Consider the following 12,273-nt stretch of genomic DNA (forward strand, 5'->3'; position numbering starts at 1 on the left):
AAAATTAAAATGGAACGGCCGCAGCTCATCCTCCTCAAATTAGATTTACCGCTTATCCTCAGGAATCTATTTATTTAATATACAGTATCTTTTTTTTACGGAAAAAAATGCTATAATTACGGGGAATTATAATAGAAAAAATAGCATGTATTTTATCCCTTTGACATATAGTGTTTTAAAAAGGAATAAAGGAGTTTCTTCTATGCGATTTGTAAAAAATCTATCTTTAGCCGCATTCATTGTTGTTCTGATTGGTGTTCTTTTAATAGACCAAACAGGGATCGGAGAGGGAGAAGCATTCAATTTGGTCAGTGATGCAGCATGGAAGCATCATACACTGGAAACAAAAGTTGCTCCTGAAATAGAGGGTATGTTCCCGTTGGAAGGAGATTTATTCCAGTGGATGAGAAAAGATGCAGATGCGCTGGAAAAAGCTTTGGGAGAGCCTGACAGGAAAGATATGAGCGCTTATGGATATACTTGGTGGGTGTACGCCAGTCAGCCGGAAAGCTATATCCAGTTTGGCATATTGGAGGGTGAAGTGGTTACTATTTATGCAACAGGAGATGGTTTGGATTTATCTCCTGTCCATATTGGACAGCAATATGAATCCGCTGCTGATGCTTATGCAGCAAGCGGGGATTTTCAATTTAGCGATGAAGTAAATTATAGTGGAGGATTTTCATCGTATACTTTTCTATTAAACGAGGAAGATTTGAAATCCCGTCCATTAGTAAAAGTGGATCATGATACTTTTATACAGAACTATTTTGATACGTTTACCAATAAATTATCCTCCATCAGAGTATTAACAGCCGACATACTGCTTAAACACCGACCTTATGAATTGCAATACCGCGGCAGCCTTCCTGAAGAGCCAAATCTGTCTGATGAAGCATGGGAAGAGGTTGAAATGGGGATGGAACAGCAGATTTTTGATATAACAAATGTCATTCGCCAGAGACATGATTCTCCTCCATTAAGCTGGGAGGGAGACGTTCATGAAGTAGCATTTTTACACAGTAAAGACATGGCCGAAAATGATTATTTTTCTCACTACGGTTTAAATGGTGATGGACTAAAAGAGCGTTTGTCGGAATTGGATGTGTTTTACAGGACGGCCGGAGAAAATATCGCTGCGCAATACTCGGATGCTCCTTCCGCCATGGAAGGCTGGCTTAACAGTGAAGGACACAGGGAAGCATTATTCAATGAAGAATATACCCATCTTGGTGTTGGTGTTTATCGTCTCTATTACACACAGAACTTCCTGGAAAAACCAATGTAAGCCCCTGCAGCTTGTTTTCCGAATAATCGCCTATTTTACAAAGCACAGTATATGGGTAATCAGCATAAATTAAATAGTAAAAAGATTGCTTTTGAGGTGAGTAAATTGGGCGAACAAAAACTTCATCCTTCTATCCATGAATTCAAACAATTTGTTAATAAACATCCTAAATTAATCTCGAACCTGCGAAAAAAAGGAAGACCTTGGCAGGAGTACTATGAAAAATGGATATTGCTTGGAGAAGACGATGACTACTGGGAAGCATTCAAGGAAGAGGATAAAGGTGACGAGGAAAAAAAAAAGACAGCCGACGAGAATACCAAGAAGAAAAACACCGAGCTATTAAGCCAGCTTGTTAAGGTGGCTGAAAATATGGATATGGATAAAGTACAAAAACAAGTGCATCAATTAAGCAATACTATTTCTACTGTTCAGGAAGCTATCAGCCAGTTTCAGCAGACCAAGGGGTCAACAGCGAAACAAAATCCAAATCAATGGTTTCAGGATTAGGGGGAAGGACGGTGGATAAACATACGTATCATTACTTGGCAAATAATCCCTCCCTAATAAGATTTGTCCGATATAACCCGGTTTGGTACCGCTATTTATCAAGGGATCCGCGAAAGATTAGCGAAATAGAAAAAGAAGCGAAGAAGTTCTACGGAAAAACATTCCCACAGCGTATGGACCGTTTAAATAATCAAGTGCAAATGATGGGAATGCTCATGCAATTTGCCGAAGAAATGAAAGATTAGATATTCTCAGAAAGCCTCTGACATGTTAAGATAGTGTTGGAGGTGTTTTGTGAATGATTGCGACACTGGAGTATGCAGATATACTTGATCACTCGGAATCCTTAGCTAAAATGATTTTGGATTCAGAAGATATGCAGGCCTATCAGAAAACTAAAAAAGCACTTGATCGCGACAAAGAAGCCCAACGGCTTATTAAGAAGTTTATAGATGTAAAAGAGCACTATGAGGATGTCCAGCGGTTTGGCCGGTATCATCCGGATTATAATCAAATTATGAAAAACGTGCGTTCCGCCAAACGGGAAATGGACATGAATGATAAAGTGGCAGCTTTTAAGGTAGCGGAGCGGAATATACAAAAATTACTTGATGAAGTCAGTTCCCATATTGCATTAAGTGTCAGTAAGGATATTAAGGCACCAAAGGATGGAGCTGCTTTAACCGACAGTGGATGCGGCTGCGGAAGCGGTGGAAGCTGCGGGTGTGCTTCCTGACTGTGCTTAAGGAAAACCGGTACTTTTATATATTAAAATAATTTGTAAATGAGGATTTTATATGAGGGTAAAAAGGCAGGGACTGATCGTCTGGTTCCAACATAGAAAGAACATAAAACAAATAAAACGGCACGGACATTTACTCTATATTTCCAAAAAGCTGAAATATGCCGTTATTTATGTAAATGTCTCAGATATTGAAAGAGTAGAAGAAAAACTGTTGAAGTTTCCGTTTGTTTCAAAGGTGGAACGTTCATATAAACCATATGTTCAGACGAATTTTCAGAACGCCATGACTGATCAGGCAAAGCAGTATGACTATAAATCAGATATGCATTCTACTATATAAATACATCCTTAAAATAAAATGGGGACACCCGGTACTTGGAAAAAGCCACAAGGTTTGTAATTCAGATTTTGTTGGCTTTTTCCTTTCAATCTTCCTTAAATCGGCTGCTCTGCTGATTATTGGGCAAAAGAAAAACCTGTAGATATATTTCTACAGGTCTTTTTGTTTTCGCCCAACGAAAACAAAAAGGCAAAGGGAGAGGAGAAACCGGAGGAAGAACTTATGGGGAAGTGTAAGTCTTCTCCGAGTTTTTGAAACAGCTGATTAAACATTTGCTGTTTCATTATGTTATTATGGACGAGTAAATTAAAAATATACATGACTTTGACTGGAAGTGGACTATTTCTTCACTTCACTTTATCAAAAATAGGCGGGAAAACTCCCTCTTCAAGCATGCGAAGAGCCTGCCCCTCAGCAATAAGGGTTGATCAAGGCAGGATTAATGTCAAATAGTATTCAATTGAGGTGAAGGAATGCGCGTTGTTGCAGGTTTACATAAAGGAAGAAAATTAAAGGCGGTCTCAGGCAGTACAACAAGACCTACAGCAGATAAAGTAAAAGAAGCTGTTTTTCAAGTGATGGGCCCATTTTTTAGCGGCGGAAAGGTATTGGATTTATTTGCCGGAAGCGGAGCATTGGGAATTGAAGCATTGAGCAGGGGAATGGAAAGCGCTTTTTTTATTGACAAGCAATCGAAAGCAATTCATACTATTCACGATAACTTAAAATCACTCAGCATCGCGGATCAAGCGGAAGTTTATCGAAATGATGCATTCCGTGCTTTACAGCTACTGTCCAAACGACAATTGCAATTTGATCTGATCCTCCTCGATCCGCCGTATGGCCATGTTGATCTTATAAAGCTTTTAAATGAAATCAGCAGGCACTTGTTACTTAAAGAAAATGGCTTTATTTTCTGTGAACACGATTATTCTGTAAAACTGCCGCAAAGCATTAATAGTTACCAAATACTGAAGCAAAGTAATTATGGGGATACCATCGGTGTTACTATTTATCAAGAGACAATGGAATAGAAAGGATTGATTTTAGTTGAGCAGGCTCGCCATCTGCCCTGGGAGTTTTGACCCGATTACCTTTGGGCATATAGACATTATCAAACGGGGATCTAAAATATTCGATCATGTTATCGTAGCTGTTTTTAAGAACCAGTCAAAAAACCCTATTTTTACGGTGGATGAAAGGATACGTCTGATTGAAGAAAGTGTCAAGGAATACCCAAACGTGACAGTTGATACATCAAGCGGATTACTTATAGATTATGCCGAATCCAAAAATGCACAGGCTATCATCCGCGGGTTGCGTGCAGTAAGTGATTTTGAATATGAAATGCAAATCACTTCCATGAACAGAAAGCTTAATCCCGAAATAGAGACTTTTTTTATGATGACAAATAATCAATATTCTTTCCTGAGTTCAAGTATTGTAAAAGAAGCTGCAAGATACCAGGGAAATGTCAGTGATCTTGTACCCGAACCAGTAGAAAAAGCATTAAAGGAAAAATTCACCAAATAAAGGAAGAGAGGCTGAGACAGAACACTGGGTAAGCATAGAAAAGACGAACAATCCACCATATTAGCTCCGGAGATATACGCAGACTCCTGGGACTATGGTACACCGGTTCCCTCGTACCACCGGAAAGATTTGCGGGAGCAAAGGCATCGGTAAGCCCCCCTAAAGACGAGTTGGCAATCTTTACTTGCGAGGAGTGCTGCACCACTGGGATAATTGTAACACGAAGCGCACGAGAAGGCTTACCAGCTGCCCGGCAAAGCAGACACCGAAAAAACGACCAAAGGGACAAAGGGAGTTTGAGCTGATGTCGCATTTGTGCCTATGGTGAAAGCGTAGTATATTTCCGGAGCGGGTTTTAAGCTTAGTGTATAAGGATGTTCGGGTTTCTGTTTACTAAAATTGTTTTGTCCCACCGTCTTTTTTCAGCATTCTTCTGTATAATATGATTGCACCAGCACCAAGTGTAACTATTGTAACTGCTGGACCAATCTGGGAAATGTGATTTATTATTTCCATCCAAATATTCGTGCTTGCTTCTTTGGATACAGCGATATCTTCTCTTTCAAACGTTTGCTGGTTTAAATAAAGCGGATAATATAACATTATCGTTAATATACTGGCAAAAATACCGTGCAGAAATCTGGCAAAAAAATATGGAGCAAATTTAATATCTGTCTTTGCCAAAATACTGGCAACCTGAGCCTGAACCGAAAAACCATTAAACCCTAAAATAAAGCTGACAATTACCGCTTTTTGCAGGAATGTATCTGTTGATACCTGTGATATCATCTGTGCACCGATGGTTATTTCAAAAAGTCCCGAGAAAAATGGCGGAGCAAGCTCGGACGGCAATGAAAATAATGCTAAAACATACTGGAATATTCCTGAAATAACCGGAGATATGCCAACAAGGTGGAAAAGCTTCGTCAAAACAGAGAAAAGTATAATAAAGCCGCCAATCATTACCAGTGTCTGAATGGAAGTGAGGACTGCATCTCCAATGATCTGTCCCAATGGACGCTTATCCTTTAAACGGGTCCGGTGCATCTCCCGAAAGGCTCTAATCGGTGATATTCTTGAACTTGAATCTCTCCCTCTAAGCTCGTATTTCATTTTCTTTTCCTCGTTTCTTTTATAAAAACGCATGCAAACACCTACGAGCGCATTCCCTGCATAATGGGCTGCAGCCAGTAATATTCCAAGCTGTGGATCATGGAAAAATCCAATGGATACAGCTCCTATGATGAACAGGGGACTGGAGGCATTCGTAAAAGAAACAAGTCTCTCGGCTTCCGTTTTTGTCAGCTGGTCATCCTCACGCAGGCGGGCAGCAATTTTTGCACCGGTGGGATAACCGCTTGCCATTCCCATTATCCAACCAAAGCTGCCTGCACCCGGGACATTAAATAACGGTCTCATAATGGGTTCAAACAATACTCCGACAAATCTTACCACCCCAAATGCAATTAATAATTCTGCTGTAATAAAGAACGGCAGCAATGAAGGAAAAACTACTTCCCACCATATATTTAACCCTCTAATACTGGCCTCAAATGCCTGATCGGAAAAAAACACAAGAGAAAAAGCAAAAAATGCAGTAAATCCTGCTAAGATTATGGTTTTTAATTTTTGTATCAATACTGTAGCCTCCTATATAATTAGCTAGCTCTTGATTTGTTTCTCTGATATAATAATAGAATGATTTTTGGAGTTTTTTGGCTTGTGACCTGTGCTCTTGGGTAAAGATGATATATAGAAGCTGTGTACAAGCATACGGGTCTTTTAACAATATACGCTCATACATGTTGCATTTATGCCATACACTTTTTAAAGCAGCTGGTATTTTAACAAGTTTTTTCAGTGCATGAGTAAGGCGCGGCCGGGCGGGAAGTAAAGTAAAGCTGACTCGTTCCGCTGTAAAGAATTGCTATTGCCGGGGGCTATAGTATTATGAGGTTAAATAACTTTGCCAACTTATCCATAGCTTATAAATTTATAATTCCTGAGGATGACGATAGGCAGGGTTAGTCATTAAATCACCAGACTGCCTGACACAGCCAAGTTTTTAACTGGGATGGAAGGAGTTCTTACATGTTATTTAACAAGAAACGAATATTATCTCTCGTTATTATTGTAATTGCTGCTTACTTTTTGGCGGCTTTTCAATTGCCGTATTATATATACAAACCGGGAGCTGCTGATGAGCTGAATCCGATTGTGGAAGTAACCGACGGATTTTCAAGTGAAGGTGAAATGCATCTTGTCACGGTAAGCGGCGGTCAGGCTACCCCGCTGCAATACGTTTGGGCTATGTTTTTGCCCCATCATGAAATTAGACCATTAGAGGAAGTGAGGCCGGATGGCATTACTGATGATGAATATATGCATGCACAGCTGCAAATGATGGAAAGCTCACAGGAGGCTTCTACAGTTGTTGCTTATGAATTGGCTGGGCAAGAGATAAACATAGAGTATAATGGTGTTTACGTGGTCTCAGTTATGGAGAGTATGCCTGCATCCGGAAAGCTTCAAATGGGTGATCGTATTATTGGGATTGACGGGGAAGAAATCACAGAAGCTGATGATTTAATTAACTATGTTCAGGCAAAAGAAGCAGGGGAAACAATTACTGTGGAATTTATCCGGGAAGAAGAAACGATGGAGGAAATGATCACCCTGGAAATGCTGGGAGAGCTTGATGGTCAGCCCGGAATTGGTATTCAGCTGGTTACTGACCGGGGTGTCACAGTAAATCCTGAGGTAAACTTCTCAAGCGGCAGAATTGGCGGCCCAAGTGCCGGATTAATGTTTTCCCTGGAAATATACGATCAGCTGACAGAGGAGGATATAACTAAAGGATATGCTATTGCGGGTACCGGTGAAGTTGACTATGACGGAAATGTCTACCGTGTTGGCGGAGTGGATAAAAAAGTAGTTGCTTCCGATAAAAAAGGTATCGATATCTTCTTTGCACCTAATGAAAATGGCAATGAACAGTCAAATTATCAAATTGCACGGGAGAAAGCGGAAGAGATTGGGACAAATATGGTAATTGTTCCAATTGATACAGTGGAAGAAGCGGTTGCTTATTTACAGGATTTAGAGCCAAATGATAGTTAGAGGCAAAAACTTAATATCGTGGGTATGACTGTAAAAAACCGATGAAAAATATCATCGGTTTTTTACAGTTAAAGAAATTACTGTCAAATTCTAATTGGTGTTAATAGCTTATATATCAAGCTATTCAGCGTTTCTTTATACCGAGTGTCGTTAACGCATAATCAAAAGCGCTATGATGGGATAATCATTGGTGGCTGAAAGTCCTGTCTGCTTAATTTATATTTATTCTCCGGAGGAAGGATACTGTAATAAGCGTTACTTGCTCTTTCTTCAAGTAACAGCATAGGATCTGCATTTTTTGTGATCTTTGACACCAGCGGAACCTTAAATTCCTTTTTATAGCGATTTAAATAAGATTGGCCTTTTTCCGTCATTCCAAGCAATCGAATATATGGTACAGTTTTATGTTGTCTTATTTCATCCATTTCTTTTTTTGTGGTATTGGTTAAAATATGTACAAAAATACGCTGCAGCCTTGTCCATGTATATCTTTTTGTTTTTATTGCCTTCATCCAATCGTTGAAGGAGAATGCCGTCTTTGCGGTTTTCTTAATACGATATTCCAAGCCTTCTTCCACATCATGAATACTTGCAAGGTCTTCTAAACTCATGGTGGATACGCGGTAGTGCAGCAATGGGAAATAATGTTCCCATGTATGCCAGGTTAATGCTGCTGTTTCATATTTCCGTAATTGTACAAGTGTTTCATCAGGCATTGCTTTTTTCAGTACATTCGTAATCGTCCCAGTTTCAAGCAATGCCTTTCGTATACTGGTTGCACTGGCAATAGAGCTTGTGATAGATTCATCATGGTAGTTGCTATTTGTACGTTTGATGGTAAAGGCATCAATAGGCAGCCAGTAGTCTAAAATAGTTTTTACATATCCGAAGCCAAGAATATTATTCGGTTTAGTGAGATCCATTTTCTCCGTTGACAGTCCTATTGCTTTATATGCCAGTCTGCTGGCTTCAGGGAAAGTAATGCCCTTGTTTAATTGGGATTTTAATACTTGCTGGAACAGCTGCTTTTTTTCTTCAAAATCTCCGTAGGCTTTTTTAAAATAATCTATATTGCCTGATTCGCTACCAAAGCAGATGGAATCTACACCTATTTCATCCAGTGTGAAAACAGCCCCTTTTGCAAAAAAATCACTGCTTTGAACAGCGTATGGATACGGCAGTTCCAGCATAATATCAACACCAGCATTCAAAGCTGCCCTGGTGCGGTGAAACTTATCGATAATTGCCGGCTCGCCTCTCTGGAGAAAGGATCCGCTCATCACAGCAATCACACAGTCTGCTTCCGTCAGTCTTTTCGATTGCTGAATATGATATAGATGTCCATTGTGGAATGGATTATACTCAACAATTAAACCGCAAGCTTTCATATCGACCAACCCCTGATTGTATTTAATATTTATTGTACCAAAAAACACCATACTCCGCATGAATATCCGGTAGTTTCTTTTGGTTAGCAGTTTAGGTCTTAGGGTAGTATAATAGGTAATACTGCTGGTGAATATAGAATTCGGCCTGAGCCATTTGCGGCGGATATATTTACCCCGAAAGGAAAATATTATGTTTAAGGAAAATGCTTGTCTATACAGCGTGCTCATTTCCAAATGGATGTAAAGATAATATGTTGACAAAACATGTTTTTTCTTTTAAAATAACTCTTGTTGTCTTGAGGTGATAATGGTGAAATTTTCTATAGCACAACTAAGAAAAAGTGCTCATCAGGAAGCTTTTGCCTTTGATGATACTGTAGATGTTTCTGAATTGGAAGTAATGAATAATGATATTAGAAAAATTGATCCCGTTCATGTGACAGGCCAATGCTTTTTACAGGGAGAGCAATTCATTTTTGACCTTCGTATTCAGGGAGAGTTGATTTTACCCTGTGCACGTACACTTGCAGATGTGCCCTATACACTGGATGTCCGGGCAAGTGAAATCTTTGCGGATTCCGATATTGGGGATGAAGAAAATGAAATTTACCCAATAGAAGGGGAAGTAATTGACCTGACTCCCTATATCAAAGAGCATATTCTATTAAATATACCGTATCGCGTGTATTCCAAGGATGCATTAAATCAGGAAAACACGCTCACTAAGGGGCAGGGCTGGGAATTTTTCACCGAAGAGGAAAAACAGGAAAAGAATGTTGATCCCCGTTTGAAAAAGTTGGAAAGTTTGCTGAAGGAAAATAAAAATGATAAGGAAGAATGATTGTAAATTACTTTCTTGCCTGGCATAGTCAGAAAATGCTTAATCCCGGCAGATAAGTACAAATCAGTTAAAGAAATCAGGGAGATATAGTTTCTAAAAGGAGGTGTAAGTCGTGGCAGTACCAAAAAGAAGAACTTCCAAAAAAGTAAAAAATCAGCGTCGTACGCATAAAAAACTGCAGGTGCCCGGCATGGTGGAATGCTCAAATTGTGGAGAATTAACAAAACCGCATCATGTTTGCAAATCATGCGGTCATTATGACGGCAAAGAAGTGGTAAGCAGTTAATAATGAATAAAGGAAGCTGTCCCAGTTATAAATGGGTCAGCTTTTTTATTGTATGAGCAAATTCCGGCTTGATTTTACATAGAAGGTGATTACTATTGAAATAAAAAGGAGTGATAATGCTTGGTTAATTTGGTTACCTATGAAAAACATGAACAAGGTTATGGTGAAATATGCCTGAACCGGCCTGAAAAAAACAATGCTGTATCACGGGAAATGACAATGGAACTCATGGCAATACTTGAAGAAGCAAAGGAAGATCCCCTGAAATTTCTAGTAGTTACAGGAAGGGGGAAAATGTTTTCCGCAGGCGGAGACTTGGGTGATTTGCATGGAGAATTAACAACAGATGAAGCTTTTTCCCGCTTATATCCAATGAAAGAAGTGTTATTTGAGCTGGTGAATTTTCCTGTGCCAACAATTGGATTGCTCAATGGAAATGCATTGGGCGGGGGATGTGAACTGGCCACGGCTTGTGATATACGGATTGCAAAAAATTCAAGTGAATTTGGATTTATACAAACTAAACTGGGAATTTTGCCAGGATGGGGCGGGGGTGCTTTACTATATGAGAAAGTAAATCCCAGTTTTGCGCTGTACTGGTTAACTGAAGCAAGTATACTAAAAGCAGATTACTTAATGCAGCAGGGCTGGCTGCATAAAATCGTGCCACTTGGGGAATGGGAGGATCAGTCTAAGATTATGTTGAATCCATTTATTTCCAAAACATATGATCAAATGAAAATGCTTAAGCTGCAATACAAGAAAAAAATATCCAGTCTTGGCTTGTCCTCTTTAATGAGTGAAGAGGTGAGAAACTGTGCAAGTTTGTGGGAAACTCCTGAACATAAAGGAGCCATCAGCCAATTCAATAATCGAAAGAATGACTGAAAATTTCCCATAAAAAGCTAAACATGTATTCTATCACTCCTATTTTATGCATACATTGATAGCAAACGTATAAGGAGGGATGGTATGAATGCAACTCGGCAGGATGCCTGGTCAAAGGATGAAGACATCATTCTGGCTGAAACGGTATTACGCTATATTAGGGAAGGCAGAACCCAGCTGGAGGCTTTTAAAGAAGTAGCCAAAAAACTGTCACGCACTTCAGCCGCATGCGGCTTCAGATGGAATGCCACCATTAGAAAGCAATATCAGGAAGCAATACTAGCTGCCAAGGAAGATAGGAAAAAAGGCAATAGGAAAGATGTATGGCAATGGAATGAGCCAGTTACGGCAGAAAAAGATTCCATAGAAGCAGCGATTACTTTGCTCGAGAAAATGAGGAAGGATTTTTTCAATGAAAAAAGTGATCAGCAAAAGCAGCAGGAAAATATGGTAGTATACTTAAAAAATGAAAATGAAAGGCTAAAAAAAGAACTTGGCCGCTATGAAAGCACCTGGAAGGAAATGGGCGAACTATTCGAGCGGGCAAAAGTGGGGGAAAGAGAATAAGTTGATTGAAACGCTGCTTGAGATCGATAGATGCCTGGTTTCATAACAGTAATGTATATATAAATACTATCACATACAACACTTGCATAAAACATAAAAAAGACATGAAGGGAGTAGAGCTCATTCATGTCTTTTGTTATTTTAACGTATTGAAAATGAAAAGCCATCAGCTGCTTTCCTGTTCATTGACACCTTCCGGCAGCCAGATTAATGGGTTTTCCCCTAAATCTCTTTCCATATCATATTGGGCTTTTTGGAAGTCCATTTTTTCCCAGAATCCATGTGAATTGATTCGCGGATTTGTTTTAATAGGGAGACCATAACTCTTGGCGAAATCAACCAGCGCTTTGCCATATCCCTTACCCTGATAATCGGGCAGTACTTCCAGTTTCCATAGTGTTAAGTAGTCCTGAGGAGGATCAAAGTAATGGTCATATTTTGCTTTTATCCTGTATAAACTCATTCTTGCAATTAAATTGTCTCCATAATAAATGCCGTAAAAAGGGGAATCCACATAATTTTCAACGATATTATTTTCCAGGTCTTCCTGCATGGAAAGCTCCTGATTTCCATACTCCTTAAAGTGCTTAAACCTCTCAAGTGTTTTATAATTAATTTTCAGCTTCTCTACTTTTGTCGGCATAGTTCTTCTCCTCCATAAAATATACATTATTGTCAGAAATATTTTAGCTTTTCTGTTTATTTTATTATAATATAAAAAAAGGATAAATAAAATCTTTCTTGTTCATTTTAACATTTTTTACTCC

The 12,273-nt window shown here is 39.2% G+C and carries 15 protein-coding genes; 12 read left to right on the forward strand and 3 right to left on the reverse strand.

The features are described from left to right. Positions 1 to 202 precede the first annotated feature (202 nt). The 7 genes from GHD25_RS05370 (at position 203) to coaD (ending at position 4,416) form a co-directional block, all read left to right on the forward strand. The gene (locus tag GHD25_RS05370) at positions 203 to 1,288 is read left to right on the forward strand and encodes a CAP domain-containing protein (protein WP_164215352.1); all 1,086 of its coding nucleotides are present in this window, start codon (positions 203 to 205) and stop codon (positions 1,286 to 1,288) included. A 51-nt stretch (positions 1,289 to 1,339) separates the two neighbouring features. Beyond that, a complete protein-coding gene (ylbD, locus tag GHD25_RS05375; RefSeq protein WP_164215353.1) occupies positions 1,340 to 1,798 on the forward strand; it encodes a spore coat protein YlbD in 459 nt (152 codons plus the stop codon). 11 nt (positions 1,799 to 1,809) lie between these two features. Then, the gene (locus GHD25_RS05380; RefSeq protein WP_240452227.1) at positions 1,810 to 2,043 is read left to right on the forward strand and encodes a YlbE-like family protein; all 234 of its coding nucleotides are present in this window, start codon (positions 1,810 to 1,812) and stop codon (positions 2,041 to 2,043) included. 53 nt (positions 2,044 to 2,096) lie between these two features. Then, positions 2,097 to 2,534: a YlbF/YmcA family competence regulator gene (locus tag GHD25_RS05385; protein WP_164215355.1), complete on the forward strand. Its 438-nt coding sequence runs from the start codon at positions 2,097 to 2,099 to the stop codon at positions 2,532 to 2,534. Positions 2,535 to 2,595: 61 nt separating this feature from the next. Beyond that, on the forward strand, positions 2,596 to 2,883 hold the full coding sequence (locus tag GHD25_RS05390) for a YlbG family protein (protein WP_164215356.1): 288 nt from the start codon (positions 2,596 to 2,598) through the stop codon (positions 2,881 to 2,883). A 473-nt stretch (positions 2,884 to 3,356) separates the two neighbouring features. Then, positions 3,357 to 3,917, forward strand: a complete 561-nt coding sequence (gene rsmD / locus GHD25_RS05395; RefSeq protein WP_164215357.1) for a 16S rRNA (guanine(966)-N(2))-methyltransferase RsmD — start codon at positions 3,357 to 3,359, stop codon at positions 3,915 to 3,917. Positions 3,918 to 3,933: 16 nt separating this feature from the next. Next, entirely contained in the window at positions 3,934 to 4,416 is a 483-nt protein-coding gene (coaD, locus tag GHD25_RS05400) for a pantetheine-phosphate adenylyltransferase (RefSeq protein WP_164215358.1), read from the forward strand. Between the two features lie 393 nt (positions 4,417 to 4,809). Here coaD and ylbJ read toward each other — a convergent pair whose 3' ends face one another. Then, on the reverse strand, positions 4,810 to 6,054 hold the full coding sequence (gene ylbJ, locus GHD25_RS05405) for a sporulation integral membrane protein YlbJ (RefSeq protein ID WP_164215359.1): 1,245 nt from the start codon (positions 6,052 to 6,054) through the stop codon (positions 4,810 to 4,812). Between the two features lie 453 nt (positions 6,055 to 6,507). Here ylbJ and GHD25_RS05410 point away from each other — a divergent pair, with 453 nt between their 5' ends. Next, positions 6,508 to 7,536, forward strand: coding sequence for a SepM family pheromone-processing serine protease (locus GHD25_RS05410; RefSeq protein ID WP_164215360.1), 1,029 nt, complete (start codon positions 6,508 to 6,510; stop codon positions 7,534 to 7,536). 170 nt (positions 7,537 to 7,706) lie between these two features. Here GHD25_RS05410 and GHD25_RS05415 read toward each other — a convergent pair whose 3' ends face one another. After that, positions 7,707 to 8,924: a nucleotidyltransferase gene (locus GHD25_RS05415; RefSeq protein WP_164215361.1), complete on the reverse strand. Its 1,218-nt coding sequence runs from the start codon at positions 8,922 to 8,924 to the stop codon at positions 7,707 to 7,709. A 310-nt stretch (positions 8,925 to 9,234) separates the two neighbouring features. Between GHD25_RS05415 and GHD25_RS05420 the strand changes: the two genes are divergently transcribed. From GHD25_RS05420 to GHD25_RS05435, 4 genes are all read left to right on the forward strand, one after another. Then, a complete protein-coding gene (locus tag GHD25_RS05420; RefSeq protein ID WP_164215362.1) occupies positions 9,235 to 9,765 on the forward strand; it encodes a YceD family protein in 531 nt (176 codons plus the stop codon). A 112-nt stretch (positions 9,766 to 9,877) separates the two neighbouring features. Then, complete coding sequence (rpmF, locus tag GHD25_RS05425) at positions 9,878 to 10,051, forward strand: 50S ribosomal protein L32 (protein ID WP_164215363.1); 174 nt, start codon at positions 9,878 to 9,880, stop codon at positions 10,049 to 10,051. A gap of 120 nt (positions 10,052 to 10,171) precedes the next feature. Continuing rightward, positions 10,172 to 10,939 (forward strand): enoyl-CoA hydratase/isomerase family protein, encoded by a 768-nt coding sequence (locus GHD25_RS05430; protein WP_164215364.1) that lies wholly within the window; start codon positions 10,172 to 10,174, stop codon positions 10,937 to 10,939. An 84-nt stretch (positions 10,940 to 11,023) separates the two neighbouring features. Further along, the gene (locus GHD25_RS05435; RefSeq protein WP_164215365.1) at positions 11,024 to 11,506 is read left to right on the forward strand and encodes an RsfA family transcriptional regulator; all 483 of its coding nucleotides are present in this window, start codon (positions 11,024 to 11,026) and stop codon (positions 11,504 to 11,506) included. Between the two features lie 166 nt (positions 11,507 to 11,672). On the opposite strand, the gene GHD25_RS05440 is transcribed toward GHD25_RS05435, so the two are convergent. Continuing rightward, on the reverse strand, positions 11,673 to 12,149 hold the full coding sequence (locus GHD25_RS05440; RefSeq protein WP_164215366.1) for an N-acetyltransferase: 477 nt from the start codon (positions 12,147 to 12,149) through the stop codon (positions 11,673 to 11,675). Positions 12,150 to 12,273 lie beyond the last annotated feature (124 nt).

Source organism: Virgibacillus aidingensis, assembly GCF_010994035.1.
Classification (GTDB): Bacteria; Bacillota; Bacilli; order Bacillales; family Amphibacillaceae; genus Virgibacillus_N.

What these genes read in the sequence shown, in the direction of transcription:
- GHD25_RS05415 (WP_164215361.1), bottom strand. Translation starts at nt 8,924, where the DNA reads ATGAAAGCTTGCGGTTTAATTGTTGAGTATAATCCATTCCACAATGGA.
- GHD25_RS05440 (WP_164215366.1), bottom strand. Translation starts at nt 12,149, where the DNA reads ATGCCGACAAAAGTAGAGAAGCTGAAAATTAATTATAAAACACTTGAG.
- GHD25_RS05435 (WP_164215365.1), top strand. Translation starts at nt 11,024, where the DNA reads ATGAATGCAACTCGGCAGGATGCCTGGTCAAAGGATGAAGACATCATT.
- rsmD (WP_164215357.1), top strand. Translation starts at nt 3,357, where the DNA reads ATGCGCGTTGTTGCAGGTTTACATAAAGGAAGAAAATTAAAGGCGGTC.
- GHD25_RS05370 (WP_164215352.1), top strand. Translation starts at nt 203, where the DNA reads ATGCGATTTGTAAAAAATCTATCTTTAGCCGCATTCATTGTTGTTCTG.
- GHD25_RS05385 (WP_164215355.1), top strand. Translation starts at nt 2,097, where the DNA reads ATGATTGCGACACTGGAGTATGCAGATATACTTGATCACTCGGAATCC.
- ylbD (WP_164215353.1), top strand. Translation starts at nt 1,340, where the DNA reads ATGGGTAATCAGCATAAATTAAATAGTAAAAAGATTGCTTTTGAGGTG.
- GHD25_RS05390 (WP_164215356.1), top strand. Translation starts at nt 2,596, where the DNA reads ATGAGGGTAAAAAGGCAGGGACTGATCGTCTGGTTCCAACATAGAAAG.
- GHD25_RS05410 (WP_164215360.1), top strand. Translation starts at nt 6,508, where the DNA reads ATGTTATTTAACAAGAAACGAATATTATCTCTCGTTATTATTGTAATT.